The organism is Promicromonospora vindobonensis (genome assembly GCF_042685865.1).
Classification (GTDB): domain Bacteria; phylum Actinomycetota; class Actinomycetes; order Actinomycetales; family Cellulomonadaceae; genus Promicromonospora; species Promicromonospora vindobonensis.
The window spans coordinates 232,476-246,894 of sequence record NZ_JBHUOG010000001.1 but is presented as its reverse complement, the minus strand read 5'-3'; the positions used below and the strand labels follow the sequence as shown (position 1 = coordinate 246,894).

Sequence of the window (14,419 nt, the reverse complement as noted above, 5' to 3'; positions counted from 1 at the left end):
CCGAACCAGGCCGGTCTGCCAGGAGCAGAAAGCGGCGCCCGGCACGACCCGGCCGTCCGGGCGCGGTGCGACTGCCTGCTCTTGCTACTCGCCCTGCGGGTGTGCCGCAGCACCGGCGAACCGTTCGCCCTCGCCCTCGAAGGTGTACGCGCCGCCCTCGATCCGCTGGATCAGGCCGCGGGTCCACTCCACGCCCCCGTCCGCCGAGTGCACCCAGAAGTGCATGACCTCGCCGATGTGGCCGAGCTGTCCGGGCCCGTCCTCGGGGGTGTAGTGGTCGGTGACGCTCCTGCGCCACTCCTCGTGCCCCTCCACCCGCTTCTTCAGCAGCTCCACCGCCTCCTCGCGCGGCAGGTGGACGATGAAGCCGATGCCGGCCGAGACGACGTCCATCTTCTGGTCGCGGGAGACGAGGGCCTCGCGAAGGTGGGAGAAGAATTCCTCGGTGCCCCGCTGCGTGAGCTCGTACTCGGTGCGCGGCGGGCCGCCCGCCGTGGACGGGCCGACCTCGTGGGCCAGCAGCAGGCCTTGCTTCGCCATCTGCTTGAGCGCGTGGTAGATCGAGCCGGGCTTCGCGCTCGACCACTCGTGTGCACCCCAGCGCTCCAGGTCGTTGCGCACCTGGTAGCCGTGCGCGCGGCCATGCTGGCGGACGGCACCCAGGACGAGGAGGCGGATCGTGGACATGCAGAGCACCCTTCCTCTTCTAATCAACTTTGACTAGTCTAGCGGTATGGCCGAGAAGACGATCCCGTTGCTCCCCTGTCAGACCATCCAGCCCGTCATCGACTTCTACACGGCTCTCGGTTTCGAGGTGACCTTCCTGCAGAAGAGCCCCAATCCGTTCGCGGCTGTCGAGCGAGGCGATATCGGGCTGCAGTTCTTCGGCATGAAGAAGTACGAGCCCAGCGAGTCGTACAGCACGTGCTACGTCCTCACTGACGACGTGGACGGGCTGTACGAGGCGTTCCGGGCCGGGCTCAAGGCCGCGTACGGGAAGATCCCGAGCCGGGGCATTCCGCGGATCGGGCCGCTCAAGGACATGTCATACGGCGTGCGGCAGTTCCTGATGACGGACCCAGGGGGCAACTGCATCCGGGTGGGGCAGCCCACCAGCGAGGACCTGCACCACCGGCCCGCCCCGAAGGAGACTTTCGCACGCGCGCTGCACAACGCCACACTCTTCGCCGACTCCAAAGAAGACCTGGCAGGCGCGGCGAAGATCATCGATCGGGTGCTCGGGCTCGAGGGCGAGCAGCCGACACCCGCGCAGCTCGTACGCCTCCTCGTCCTGCGCGGCGACGTGGCCGGGCGGCTCGGTGACGAGACGACGGCGGTGTCCGCGCTGAAGCAGGCCGCCGCGGTCCAGCTCACCGACGAGGAACGGCAGTCGCTCAGCGGCGACCTGGAGAGACTGAACCACTCCCGAGATGCGCCCTAGCTGTGGCGTAGCGGCGTCCACCCGAAGGGAACCGGGCCGCTGATCGCGGCCCGCTCGCGGTCGGCTCGGTGAGACCAGCCCTGCGCAGCGTGGTCATCAGCGTTCCCCGCGGCGCCCTGTGCCAGGCGGAACCCCACGTCGTCGAGCCGTGCTCCGGGCATGCTTCCGCGACGGACGGATGCGCGGGTGCTCCAGTGCCTGTCTGCCCAGCCTCCGCCGCGCAGCGTGCGGTAGTCCGCGTAGCGGGCAGGGTCGGAGTAGTCCCAGCACCACTCCCACACGTTCCCGAGCATGTCGTACAGGCCGTAGCTGTTGGGCTGCTTGAGCCCGACGGGCTGCGGACCCTCCGTGTCGTCGGCGTCGGTCCAGGCGACGTCGGAGAGCGGACCGTAGGTGGGACCGCTCGTACCTGCCCGGCACGACCATTCCCACTCGGCTTCTGTCGGCAGCCGGAAGCCTTCGGCGCTCACGTCCCAGGCGACCGTCGTCCCGTCGATCGCATAGGCCGGGGTGAGTCCGGAAGCGCGGGAAGCCTCGTTGCACCACTCGACCGCGTCCAGCCACGAGACGGAGTGGACCGGTGCGTCACGATGCTCACCGTCGGGGACCGGAGCTCCGCGGACAGCCGAGTAGAGCTCCCAGGTCACCGCAGTTCGCGCGACGGAGAAGCTGCGCAGCTCGACGTGCCGGGCGCTCCTCGTCCTCGCGTCCCGCAGGGTGATTGATCCGGCAGGAACCCGGACTGTGTCGGGACGAGGCGCAGGCACCCCTCAAGCCTAGGGTCCAGCAGGGAGATCAACGTGGACTCGCGGCCGGAGCTGGAGTCCTCCAGGGCGGTGAGTACCCCAGGAAGACCGCCACGACGAGCCCGGGGACGCCGACGGAGATACCGAACGCGCGACAGGCGGCGAGGAGATGGTGGCCCAGCGTCCTGGTCCCGGCGCCGGGTGGGTCCTGGACCTGCTCGCCTCGGATGGCCATGCCGCAAATTCTTGCGCAGAGGCTCGGCCCCGTCGCGGAAAGCGCCCGCACCGAACTGCCGGGTGCGCCCTGCGAGACCCACGGGCCGGCACGTTCAGCGCGCCGGGGACTGTTCCGTCGGCACCCCCATGACATGCCGGGTCAGCGCGTCGAGCACGGTCAGCCCGTCAGCCGAGAGCACCGATTCCAGATGACCCTGGACCGAGGCCACCCCGGGCCCGCGCAACGCCGTGAGCACGCCGTCCGCGTCGGCCGACGGTTCCAGGGCGAGCCGTGCCACGGGGTTGTCCGCTGCCGCGGCGGAGACCGTGGTCAGCTGCGCCCCGAAGGTGTTGTAGTAGCCGATGGCGGCCGTGGCGCCGAACACGTCGGCGTCGAGCCGCACGCCCTGACGCGGCGCAGGCAGCGCGCGGATCGGGAAGCCGGCGAGCCCGGCGAGCACCTGGTGGCTGAGGCAGACCGCGAGCAGCGGCCGCCCCGCGCTGACGCGCTCGTGGATCCGGCGGACGACGGCGGCGATGCGCGGGTCCTCCTGGTCGCGCGGGTCGCCAGGTCCCGGACCGAGGACGACGAGGTCGTCAGCGAGCACGTCGTCGACAGCGTCCCACCGGACCACGCGGGCGTTCAGTCCGAGGTGGCGCAGCTGGTGGGCGAGCATGGTCGTGAACTGGTCCTCGTGGTCGACCACGAGGACGTTCCGTCCGGCCAGCGGAGACTTCGCTGCGTCCTGCGGACGGACCCAGAACTCGGCGAGCTGGCTGTTCCGGGCGGTCAGCGCCTCGGCGACGCCGGGCTGGGCGTTCAGGTCGACGACGGCGTCGGGGCCGGCCCCGCGCGGCACCAGCCCGAGCGACGCGAGCACTCCCGCTGCCTTCGCTCGGGTCTCCGCCACCTCGTGCTCCGGCACGGAGTGCCGCACGAGGGTCGCTCCGGCCGGGACGGTCACGCGGCCGCCGTCGTGCAGGTAGGCCGTGCGGATGAGGATCGGGGCGTCGAGCGAGTAGCCGACGTCGTCCGGCTCGAACAGGGCGAGGATTCCCGAGTAGTAGCCGCGCGGGCGGGTCTCGTGGCGGGTGATGACCGTGCAGGCGTTCTCCATGGGGGACCCGGTCACGGTGGGCGCGAACATCGTCAGCCGCAGCGCCTCGCGGGGATCGACGGCGGTGCGGCCCTCCAGCAGGTACTCCGTGTGGCTGAGGCGGGCCATCTGCTTGAGGTACGGGCCCACGATGCGCCCGCCGTCGGGGCAGAGCGCGCTCATCATCTTCATCTCCTCGTCGACCACCATGAAGAGCTCCTCGTTCTCCTTGGTGTCGCGCAGGAACTCGAGGACGCCGTCGCGCGTGGGGCCCGACGCGGGGTGCCGGTAGGTGCCGCTGATCGGGTTCATCCGGGCCACACCGTCGTGCAGCGTGAGGTGCCGTTCGGGAGTGGCGCCCGCCAGGGACAGCGTCTCGGTGGCGGACGACGGCGCGTGGACCGCGAAGGTCCAGTACGAGCCGACCTCGTGCGTGAGCAGAGCACGGAACCACGACGCCAGCGCGAGGACCGGCGCGGCGGAGGTGCGAGCCTCGAAGCGGCGCATGACCACGAAGTTGGCACCCGCACCCTGCCCGATCTCGTCCTCGATCACGCGGCGCACGATGCCCGCGTACTCGTCGTCGGGGATGTCGAAGCCGAGCGGCTCGGCAGCGACGGGCTCGTGGGGGAGCGCGGCGACGACGTCGGACAGGGGGACCCGCTCGGACTCGCGCACGACGATGCAGCGCAGGGGAGCGCCGTCGTCGTGAACGGTGAACCCGCGCTCGCGAGCCTGACGGAACGGGACGACGGCGAGCACCGGAGCGCCGTCGAGCGGGATGTCGCGCAGCAGGTCGACGTCGACGACGTCACCGGTCAGGACCTCGACCTCGGTGCCGCCGTGGCGGCGCAGGAGCGCGAAGGGCAGCGATCCGTCGGATGCCAGGACTCGGTCGAGGAGGGGGTGCTGCGTGGCGGAGCGATGGGTGCGGGACATGCGTGGCCTCTCGGTTCGGGGTGCTCGCCCTGGACCGGGAGTCTCGTGGGTACACGAAACGACCGCCTCGGGGCGAGACGGTCGTTGACGTGAGTGGATGCGTCGCGAGCCCGCCTATTCGGCGGGCCACCAGTCCTGGCAAGTCAGGTGCGACGTCATGGCCGGAACGTTAGCCGGACGAGGGCCGGGTGTCCACACCACGGGCGTCAGCGCAGGACGCTCCTCAGTGCGCTCGGCTCGATCAGGCCGGCGGGTGCGAAGTCGGCACTGCCCAGGTACTCGAACAGGCTCGTCCGGAACTGGCGTGCGGCACCGCGGCCGCTCGCGTCGAGGTTGAGCGAGCTCACCATGATCCTGCCGCGCCCGACCTTCGCCTCGAAGAGCACACCCAGCCTGCGCGCCTCGAACCACGTGTCGATCGGCTGCACGAGCGGCCGCAGCTGCGGGGGGAGCTCGTCGAGCAGCATCGCCTTGGCACCGTGCAGCAGCTCCCACCACTGCCAGTCGGTGAATCCCTCGGTGGGGAAGTGGCGGAACACCGGGTGTGCGGGGTCGTGCAGCACACCGAGCGTGTGCGGGGCCTGGCCCTCGGTCCAGGCGGTGTTCCAGAACGCCGGCGTGAAGCCCAGTGCGACGTCGTTCCCGATGTCCTCGGGGCCGAGCTCGAGCAGCACGGTCCCGCCGTCCGCGGCGGACGCGACGGCGGCGTCGATCTCGCTGGTGACCAGCAGCCCGGCCGGGGGCTCGGCGGCACCGCCGGGGTACACCCACAGGTCCCAGTCGTTCTCGAAGAGGGCCCCGGCGGCGTCCTCCACCGTGACGGTCAGCGTCAGCCGTGCGGGCGAGGGGGCGAGCTCCGCCGGGACGACGACGGGTCCCAGCCGCGTACCGTTGCCGACCGGGATGTGCGCACCCCGGGCGACCGTGCCGCTGCCGACCTCCGTTCCGGTGGTGTCGCGGAGGTGCCAGCGCACGTCGGCGTCGAGCGGCGTCGGCCCGAAGTGGGCGACCTGCACCTCGAAGCGGATCTCCTCGTCGGCGCTCCAGACCCGGCGCGGGAGCCGGGCCAGGGGGACCGTGGGGCCACAGAACCGGGCGAACTCCTCGGGAGTGCAGTAGCCCTTCGACTCCCAGAACGGGTTGAGAACACCGACCAGGGCCGTTCCCTGCCCGGGAAAGTCGCTGAGGCCGAGAAGGTGGAAGCCGCCGAACCCCTCGGTGCGCAGCGCCGCCTCGATGTCCTCCTTGTAGCAGAGCACCTGGAGCCTGCCCGAGGCGTGCAGGAACGCCTCCGCCTGGTCCGCCATGCCTGCCTGGCTCAGGAAGTCGGCGAAGATGCCGAAGTTCTTGGGCCGCATCAGCCCCGTGTACCTCGACGTCTCCGCGAAGTCGGGGTACGCGCACCACTGGCCGATCTCGTGGCTGACGATCGGGCGCGGACGCGCCCGGACCCACTCCGCGTAGTCGGACTCCGTCTCGGGCGGCCGGCCGTTGAGCCGCGACTCCAGGCCCTCGCCCCACCGGTGCGCGCGCGGGTCCGGGATGTTGTCGAAGTCGTTCTCCACGATGGCGGGCCAGCCGGCGCCGCTCGTGTACAGGCGCCTTGGGTCGTACGCCCGCCACGTGGCGACCCAGGAGGCGAGGAACTCCGCGTCCCGCCCGCCGGGCTCGTTGCCGTGCGCCATCATGATGAACGACGGGTGGTTGCCGTAGGCGTCGAGGATGCGCCGCGTCTCGTCGAACAAGAACGCGTCGACCGGGCGCCCCTCGCCAAGGGCGGCGCCCTGGTTGGCCCAGACCGGACCCTCGACCTGGACGTAGAAGCCGGCCTCGTCGGCGGCCACGAACGCCGCCTCCGGCGGGCACCAGGAATGGAAGCGCAGCAGGTTCAGGCCGTGCGCCCGGCAGACCTCGATGATGCGCCGCCAGGAGCCGACGTCGGTCGGCGGGTAGCCCGTCAGCGGGAAGACGCAGGACTCGAGGGTGCCCCGGATGAAGGTGCGGCGGCCGTTGACCGTCACCTGGGTCTCCTCTACCCCGACCTCGCGCAGGCCGAAGACGGTGCGGGCGACGTGCCGGTGCTCGGTGCCGTGCACGTCCGTGACCAGCTCGACCGTCAGCTCGTACAGGGCCGGCCCGAACTCGTCCCACGTCAGCGCGTCGTCGCCAAGGGGCAGCAGCACGTCGACGTGCGTCCCGCCCGCGGTCAGGCCGCGTTCCCCGAGGTCACGGCTGTGCTCAGCCGCGAAGGTGGCGTGGACCGGCCCGGCCTCGTGCTCACCCGGAACCTCGCCGGAAACGTTGGAGCGCCGCGCCGAGACCCGGACGCTCCCGACGCCCGCGCCGCCGCGGCCGGCCGCTACGTCCACCTTGACCAGCGCGGACCGGGCAGCGACGTCCGGCACCACCCGCACCCGCCGGATCGTCACCTCCGGCTCCGCCGTCAGCGACAGCGCGCCGACGATGCCGTTCCAGTTGCCCTGGGTGTGGTCGGAGACGCTGTGCGCGTTCGGCCCGACGTCGACCACTGCTCGGTTGTCCACGCGGACCGTGAGCAGGTGCCGGCCGGGGGAGAGGCGGCCGAGGTCGAAGCGGTGGGCGGTGGTGAGGCTGCGCTCGGTACCGACCCGGCGGTCGTCCAGCCAGACCGTCGACTCCCAGTGGACCCGCTCCAGCGCCAGCACGACGTCGCGCTGCTCCCAGCCCGCCGGGACCTCCACCTCGCGCTGGAACCAGGCGGCGCCGCGGTAGTAGACGCGCGGCTGGAGCCAGAACGGGACAGCGACGTTCCCCGGCTCGCGGTACGGGGCGTAGCGCTCGTCGGTGAAGTACGACCGGTCGACGATGCTGCCGGTCCACGGCGTGTCGACGCCGACGGGGTCGCCGAGGCCCTGGTGCTGGATCGAGCCCGGCAGGGCCACGGTCGGGGCCTCAGCGGGCAGGGCACGGCGGAACCACTGCTCCAGCTCGCCCACGCCGTCCGGGTCCAGGGCGCAGCGCCACTCGCCGGACAGGTCGAGGGACCAGTGCGCCTCGGGCGAGGTCGTCGCGTCAGGGACGCTCGGGTCAAGAAGCATCGTTGCGGGTCCCTTCGGAACGGGTCAGGCCGATCCTTCCGACCCTAGGCGCGCTCCGGCGGACGAAGAAGGGACGATGCTCTGCACTTGCCTGGATGATTCGCTGCCCGGTGATCACCGGTGCGGAGCAGGTCCGCTCCGAGAATGCGATCAGGCATGGTCAAGCGGCCTGGACCATGCCTGATCGCATTCTCGAAGCGGACCTGCGTGGGGGCGAACCCCGGTCAGCGCACGGTCAGGTCGACCGCCGTCGTGCTCTGTTTGTGCGCCTCGTCGCCGAGGTACTCCACCGTCACCTGGTGCACCCCCGCGTCGAGCCCCGACGTCGGGAGCCGGAGCCGTGCCGGGCCACGGTCGAGCTCGGCCCTGACGACCTCGTCCCCGAGGGTGACCCGGACCGTCCCCGTCGGCGCCGGGCCGTCTCCCGTGGCGGACACCTGGACCAGCGCAAGGGCGTCCTGGTCAGCGGCGACCTGCGGTGGGGCGAGCCGCGCCGAGACCTCGGTCGTCAGACCCTGACCAGGGGTGTCCTGGTCGGAGAGGCTCTCGATCCAGACGTTGCGGAACCGGGGGTTCAGACCGGGGTCCCCGTGATCCTGCAGGCGGATGTGACCCGGCGTCGGGCCTTCCGCCCTGCCGTTCCCGGTCTTGCCGTCGATCGCCACGTCGTCGTGCACGAGCTGCCCGTTCCACCAGAGGGAGAGGCGCGCGTCCGCGACCTTGGTGCCGTCGCTGTCGAACCGGGCAGCGCGGAACGCGATGTCGTACGTCTGCCAGGTACCCATCGGGGTCGCCGCGTTCACGTCCGGCGCCTTCTTCAGGTAGATCGAACCGGCGTCGTTCGTCGCCGGCGGGTCGATGCCGAAGGACTCGAGCACCTGGACCTCGTAGCGCTCCTGGATGTAGACACCGCTGTTGCCGCGCGACTGGCCCGTGACGTCGGGCGCGTGCTCCGGCTGGTACCACTCCGCATGCATCCGGAAGTCCTCGAACTTCTCCTTCGTCCGGATGTCGCCGCCGAAGGACTCCATCGAGCCGTCCGCGACGGGCCAGGTCGCGGGCCCTCCGCCGACCTTCTCCCACGCGTCGAGATCGCCACCGTCGAAGAGAGCGATGCGCTCGGTCGGCGTGACCGTGAGGCTGTCGAGGTTCACGTGCCCCACGTCATCGGACTCGTAGACATAGGCGATCGAGTTCGCTCCCTTCTTGAGCCGCACGGTCTCGACCTGCGTCGCCCAGCTCGACCAGCGCACCGTGCTGTCGAGCCAGACCTGCTTCTGCTTCTCGCCGTTGACGTACAGGCTCATCGATCGCGGCAAGGGGCTCGGGTCGGAGTTCTGGCCGTTCGCGTACCGCAGCGCGAGGTCGTGCCGGCCGGCCTTGTCGGCCTCGACCGCGAACGTCGTACGTGCCCCCGGTTCCCAGTTGCGATCGACGAAACCGGCGCCCGAGTACCCGGCATGGTTGGTGTTCCAGCCCGCACCGCCGGAGATGTCGGCAGCCTCGGCCTCGTAGACCGGCGGCGGGGTCGAGCCGTCCGGCAGTCGGTTGAGCGTGTACCACGCCTCCGTGCTCCACAGCTCGTTGCCGCTCGCCGACTCGAACGGGCGCGGGGAGTGCACGTTGACGACCCGCCCGGGACGCAGCCCGTCGATCATGAGCGTCACCGTCTTTCCGTCGTCGGACAGCGTCGCCGAGGTGACCTCGAGGTCCTCCTCGCCGATCTTCGGTCCACCGTACTGAGGGGTCGACACATACCTCCACTGCGCAGCGGAGTACTTCGCCGCGAGGTCCTGCGCGGTCTCGTCCGACAGGGGCTGCGTGTACTCGATCTCGAACCCGCCGTCGATGGCACGCATCTCGAGCATGTCGAACGCGCGGCTCTCGTCGAAGGTCAGCTTCTGCAGGCCGTAGCCGAGCTTGCCCGCCTGGCCCCAGTTGCCCGACCAGCCGATGCCACCGACGTAGATCGAGCCGTCCGGGCCGATGCTGGTCCTGCTGACGCCGGACTCCAGCCCCTGCGTCATGCGGAACACCGCGCCCTGCTCCTGGCCGGCGACCTCCTCGAGATAGGCCCGCTGCAGGCCGCCGTACGTCACGTCGCCGATCGCCAGCTGCCCGGCGAACACGCCGTCGGTCAGCAGGACGGGGTTGCTCGGCGAGTTCGAGATCTCGCCGTGCGGCATCCACAGGACGGGCTCGGTCACCGGCTGGTCGTCGTACGGGCCGTCCGGGTTCGTGTAGTGGTTGTAGAACGCGCCCTCCTTGACGCGCACCAGCTTCGACGTGGGGACGTGCATGCCCTGGTTGTCGGAGACGTACATGCCGCCGTCGGCTCCCCAGCCGATGCCGTTCGGCGTGCGCAGGCCGCCCGCGAGGTACTCCACCTCACCGGAGTCCTTGTCGATCTTCATCACCGAGCCACGGTTCTCGACCAGCTGCGGGTCGCGTGTCGCGCCGCCGGGGACCATCGCGATCCCCGTGGTGACGTAGAAGTACCCCTTCTCGTACAGGAGACCGAACGCGAACTCGTGGTAGTTGCCGCCGAACGGCCAGGTCGCGACCGAGCGGTACTCGTCGGTGACGTCGTCGCCGTCGTCGTCGACGAGCTCGGTCAGGCCGTGCTTCTCGGACACGTAGATGCTGCCGTCGACGTACGAGAGGCCCATCGGTTCCTCGAGGTTCTCGGCGATCTTCGTGTACGTCACGTCGTCGGCGTCGCCGTCGCCGGTCGTGTTGTCGACCAGGTACACCTCGCCGAGCACCGTCTCCCGGTCACCGCCCCACGTGGAGATGGCCATCCGGCCGTCCGGGAGCCAGTCCATCCCGGTGACCTGCGGCTCGAACCCGTCCGGGCGCAGGTCGGTCAGCGTGTAGTCGGGGTGCACCTCGGTCAGCGGCAGCCCGTCGCCGGGTGCCTCGGTGACTCCCTCGCAGGACTTGCGCCCCGGCGAGGTGACGCGTGTGACGTCGGCGTCGGTGCTGAGGACCGAGTTCGGCACCAGCGCGAAGCCCGAAGCGCCCGGCGGGCGCCACTCCAGCTTCAGCCGCTGGTCGAAGTCACCGTCGAAGTGGTCGATGCGCAGAGCGCGGTAGCCGGCCTCGAGCGCGGCCGACCCCTCCTTGGGTGTCGCCCCGTGCTTGCCGGGGTGGTCGACCACCAGGGCGTCGTCGAGCAGGAGCCGCGCGCCGTCGTCGCTGGTCAGGCGGAAGTCGTACGTGCCGTCCGCCGGGACGTTCAGGTAGCCGGTGACCTCGGTGACGAACCGGTCCGCGAGACCGAAGTCGGCCGCCGTCGTCCAGTCGATCGTCGGCATCAGCTTGTCGATGTTCGGGGTCTGGCCCGGCTTCAGCGTGCAGTAGTCGTCGAGCGGGACCTGGACGTCGAACACGCGCAGGGTGACCCCCGGCTCCTGCGGCCGGATGTCGTCGTCGCCCTCGGAGGCCTGCGCCGGGAGCACGGTGAGCGGCAGCGCGAGCGCGCCGAGCATCGCGGCGAGCGCCCGGCGTCGGCGCCTCGGGGGTGGACCGGCGGGTCGCCGCGGGGCACGTGCGTGCCCTGCGGCGCCTTCGGGTACGGGGTAGGTCGATCTGGGTGCCATCAGTAGTCTGCCTCTCCATCGAGGGACCTTGCCTGCCTGGGCTGTGCATGGACGCCGGTGGCGTGCATGCCTCGTCACTATGGAGTCTGGGGTGACATCGGACAATAAGTTGCCATTTGTTGCCCTGCTGTTGAGGTAGGCCCTAGCGCTCCGGCCGGGGGCCCGACGTCGTCGACGCACCGCAGAAGATGTCGTCGCGCGGAAGGCTGCCGTCGAGCAGGAAGCGCGTGGCGGTGTTCAGCGCGCAGGGGTTGTCGCCGTAGACGTAGACGCCGTGCCCGCCGGCGTCGACGCTGACCAGCCGCGCCCGGTCGCCGAACGCCTCGCGGGTGATCTCCCCGCCGAGGAGCGGGGTCGCGGGGTCGCGCAGGTTCTGGAGCACCAGTACGTTCTCGGGTCCCTCGTCGTCGATCTCCAGCGGCGGGTCGACCGGATCGTTGTGCCAGAAGGCGCACGGGTTCACGTTCGCCGCGGCGGCACCGAACAGCGGGTAGCGCTTGCGGTCGACGGCGACGTTGCGCTGGTACGTCCTGACGTCCTCGGCCCACTCGGTGTCGTTGCAGGTAACGGCCAGGAACGCGGAGAAGGCGTTGTCGTGCGGCGACGGCGTCGTCCCCGACCCGGGTGACACCCCGGGGACGGCCGTCGGCAGGTCGGACAGCTCCGACCGCAGCGTGTCCGCCTGCCGGGCCGCTGCCTCGACGTCGCCGTCGTCCAGCGACTGCCAGAGCTGGGCGAGCGGGGCGAAGGACGAGTCGCTGTACAGCGCGGCGAAGACGAAGAACCGGAAGTTCGCGCCGGTCAGACCTTCCATCGGCGCGCGATCGAGCCGGGAGCCGAGTGCGAGGTAGTTCTTCCGGACCTGACCGGGGGTCGTGCCGAGCCCGTAGCTCTCGTTGCGCGCGGACGCCCACGTCGCGAAGTCGGGAAAGCGATCCTCCAGGCCGAGCGCGAACCTGCGGACCGCATCCTGGTCGAGCGCGGGGCCGCCGGTGTTGCTGTCCACGATGATCCGGTCGCTCCGCTCAGGGAACAGGGAGGCGTACGCCGAGCCCAGCGCGCTCCCGTACGAGGCACCGTAGAAGCTGATCGTGTCCTCGCCGAGCGCCTCGCGGATCACGTCCATGTCCCGGGCGGTGTTGGCCGTGGTCATGTGCTGCATGCGGCCGTCGGTGTCGTGAGCGGCGCACTGGTCGGCGATCGTCCTCGAGTACTCGGCCTGCTTCGCCACGGCCGCTGCGTCGGGAGCGTACGGCGGAACGTTGCCCGGATAGTTCTGCTCGACGGTGAAGCCGCAGCTCACCGGTGAGGAATGGCCGACACCGCGTGGATCCATGCCGATCAGGTCGTAGGCGTCGAGGACGCTGCTCGGCAGACCCAGCATCGAGAGCTCGGACGGCTGGGGCAGACCGGCGCCGCCGGGGCCGCCGGGGTTGAGCAGCAGCACGCCCCGCCGCGCAGTGGTGTCCGTGCTGGCCAGCCGCGAGATCATGACCTCGATCTTCGTGCCGCCGGGGTCGTCGTGGTCCAGCGGAACGGGGACGGTCGCGCACTCGAGCGGTATCGCCGTCACCACGTCGTCCGGACACGTCCCCCAGTCCGGCCCGCCGGACCGCCTGTCGTCGCTCGCCGCCGGAGCGGCCAGCAGCGTCCCGGCGAGCCCGGCCACCGCCGTCAGAGCCATGACCCGCTTGACCATGCGTCGTCGTTCCATCTCGCAACCCCTCGTGTCGTCAGCGTTCGGCACGTGTGAGACCCACTTCAAGGGATGTCCCAAGGGCATGGTCAACCGCTGGTGTCGTGACGTGGGTCACTCGCGACCGGCCCGGCTCTGACCTCGGTGCGGCGACGGACCGCTCGTCCGGCGTCGGCTCCGTCGTCTTCCTGATCCCGGTCGTCCTGCTGGCGATCATCACCTCGGTGATCTGGTACCGCGGCCGGTCACATGCGGGCTCGCAGCACGTCGACCTCGCAGCCGGGCGCGGCCGGGTCGAAGCCGTGCTCGACCAGCCAGCGGACTGCCAGCAGGCTTCGTAGCGACCACCACGCGCGGATCACGTCACGGTCGAGGTCGGCGCCGTAGCCGGCCGCGACGTCGTCAAGGTGTTCCTCGTGCCCGAGCGTCAGGATGGCCAGGTCGAACAGGGCGTCACCCCGGCCCGCCTCGGACCAGTCGATCACGCCGGTGACCTCGTCGCCGTCGACGAACACGTGAGCGACCTGCAGGTCGCCGTGGATGAACACCGGAGTCCACGGCCGGAGCGCGGCCTCGGCGACCTGGCGGTTGCGGGTGACCAGGGCGGCGGGAAGCACCCCGTTGGTGACGAGCCACTCGCACTCGGCGTCGAGCTCCGAGGCGAGCTCGTCGACACTCCGGCCGGGCCATGGCGGCAGCGGGGAGTCGTGCAGCTTCCGTACGGCGGCGCCCGCAGCAGCCCATGCCGCCGGCGAGGCGGGCGACGGCTCACCGAGGCGGCCGAGCGCCGTCCCCGGGAGAGCGGCGAGAGCAAGCACGGGCGGCTTGCGCCAGAGGATCTCCGGGGTCGGGACCGGGACCATGGCCATCGCCTCGACCTCGACGTCGGTGCGCGTCTGGTCGCCGTCGATCTTCAGGAACACGTCCCCGACACGCAGGGTCGCGCACGCCTGATGAGCGACGACGACCTTGACCTCTTCCACGCCGGCCACCGTTGCGCTCAGAGCCGATCGAACGAGGCGGCGTAGCGGAACCGCCCGGCGTACTCCGCACGCCATGCGTTCAGGGTGCGCGCCTGGAAGTAGTCACCCCATGCCGGGTCGGGCGCCTCGATCCCGAGACCACGGGCGGGCACGAACCCGAACCGGGAGTAGAGCGCCGGGTCTCCGAGCAGCACCACGACAGGTTCGCCCATCGCGTCGGCCGCGCCAAGGAGCGCGTGCATCAAGGCGGCCCCGATCCCGCGGCCCTGGTGCGCCGGATCAACGCTGAGCGGCCCGAGCCCTAGCGCCGGCCGGTCCGCGAGCCGTCCGTGGGTGGCGACGACGTGACCGACCACCTCCGCGGCGGACTCGGCGACCAGGGACAGCTCCGGCACCCACCCCGGGTCGTCGCGCAGCCAGCCGACCAGGGTGGCCTCACCGGGCACGCCATCCGCCTCGACCGGCGGCGCAGCGTGCGTGACCCTCTCGAAGGCCGCCGCGGTGACTGCCCGGACCGCCTTGGCGTCGGACGGACGCTCTTGTCTGATCAGCATCCCGACACTCTGGAGGGAACCTGGGCTGAGGAGCAAGACATATTCGAGGCGCGGTGTGCCCGGTCAGG

General features: G+C 70.9%; 9 protein-coding genes. 1 reads left to right on the top strand and 8 read right to left on the bottom strand.

What is annotated here, in order from left to right; all coding sequences use genetic code 11:
- Positions 1-84: 84 nt before the first annotated feature.
- A complete protein-coding gene (locus tag ACFS27_RS01140; protein WP_377179492.1) occupies positions 85-687 on the bottom strand; it encodes a PadR family transcriptional regulator in 603 nt (200 codons plus the stop codon).
- A gap of 46 nt (positions 688-733) precedes the next feature.
- On the opposite strand from ACFS27_RS01140, the gene ACFS27_RS01135 reads away from it, so the two are divergent.
- Positions 734-1,441, top strand: coding sequence for a bleomycin resistance protein (locus ACFS27_RS01135; RefSeq protein WP_377179490.1), 708 nt, complete (start codon positions 734-736; stop codon positions 1,439-1,441).
- Here the strand turns inward: ACFS27_RS01135 and ACFS27_RS01130 are convergent.
- From ACFS27_RS01130 to ACFS27_RS01100, 7 genes are all read right to left on the bottom strand, one after another.
- Positions 1,438-2,208: a formylglycine-generating enzyme family protein gene (locus tag ACFS27_RS01130; RefSeq protein WP_377179488.1), complete on the bottom strand. Its 771-nt coding sequence runs from the start codon at positions 2,206-2,208 to the stop codon at positions 1,438-1,440. The genes ACFS27_RS01135 and ACFS27_RS01130 overlap by 4 nt on opposite strands.
- 308 nt (positions 2,209-2,516) lie before the next feature.
- Positions 2,517-4,439 carry a chorismate-binding protein gene (locus ACFS27_RS01125; RefSeq protein ID WP_377179486.1) on the bottom strand — a complete coding sequence of 641 codons (1,923 nt, stop codon included), beginning with the start codon at positions 4,437-4,439 and terminating at the stop codon, positions 2,517-2,519.
- Positions 4,440-4,645: 206 nt separating this feature from the next.
- The gene (locus tag ACFS27_RS01120; RefSeq protein WP_377179484.1) at positions 4,646-7,516 is read right to left on the bottom strand and encodes a sugar-binding domain-containing protein; all 2,871 of its coding nucleotides are present in this window, start codon (positions 7,514-7,516) and stop codon (positions 4,646-4,648) included.
- A gap of 224 nt (positions 7,517-7,740) precedes the next feature.
- Entirely contained in the window at positions 7,741-11,118 is a 3,378-nt protein-coding gene (locus ACFS27_RS01115; protein WP_377179482.1) for a family 16 glycoside hydrolase, read from the bottom strand.
- Positions 11,119-11,260: 142 nt separating this feature from the next.
- Positions 11,261-12,832, bottom strand: coding sequence for an alpha/beta hydrolase (locus ACFS27_RS01110; protein WP_377179480.1), 1,572 nt, complete (start codon positions 12,830-12,832; stop codon positions 11,261-11,263).
- Positions 12,833-13,059: 227 nt separating this feature from the next.
- Positions 13,060-13,797: a phosphotransferase family protein gene (locus ACFS27_RS01105; RefSeq protein WP_377179478.1), complete on the bottom strand. Its 738-nt coding sequence runs from the start codon at positions 13,795-13,797 to the stop codon at positions 13,060-13,062.
- A gap of 17 nt (positions 13,798-13,814) precedes the next feature.
- Positions 13,815-14,351, bottom strand: a complete 537-nt coding sequence (locus ACFS27_RS01100) for a GNAT family N-acetyltransferase (protein WP_377179476.1) — start codon at positions 14,349-14,351, stop codon at positions 13,815-13,817.
- Positions 14,352-14,419 lie beyond the last annotated feature (68 nt).

Coding starts and splice junctions, on each gene's coding strand:
- ACFS27_RS01140 (WP_377179492.1), bottom strand. CDS start 687: ATGTCCACGATCCGCCTCCTCGTCCTGGGTGCCGTCCGCCAGCATGGC.
- ACFS27_RS01135 (WP_377179490.1), top strand. CDS start 734: ATGGCCGAGAAGACGATCCCGTTGCTCCCCTGTCAGACCATCCAGCCC.
- ACFS27_RS01125 (WP_377179486.1), bottom strand. CDS start 4,439: ATGTCCCGCACCCATCGCTCCGCCACGCAGCACCCCCTCCTCGACCGA.
- ACFS27_RS01120 (WP_377179484.1), bottom strand. CDS start 7,516: ATGCTTCTTGACCCGAGCGTCCCTGACGCGACGACCTCGCCCGAGGCG.
- ACFS27_RS01115 (WP_377179482.1), bottom strand. CDS start 11,118: ATGGCACCCAGATCGACCTACCCCGTACCCGAAGGCGCCGCAGGGCAC.
- ACFS27_RS01110 (WP_377179480.1), bottom strand. CDS start 12,832: ATGGAACGACGACGCATGGTCAAGCGGGTCATGGCTCTGACGGCGGTG.
- ACFS27_RS01100 (WP_377179476.1), bottom strand. CDS start 14,351: ATGCTGATCAGACAAGAGCGTCCGTCCGACGCCAAGGCGGTCCGGGCA.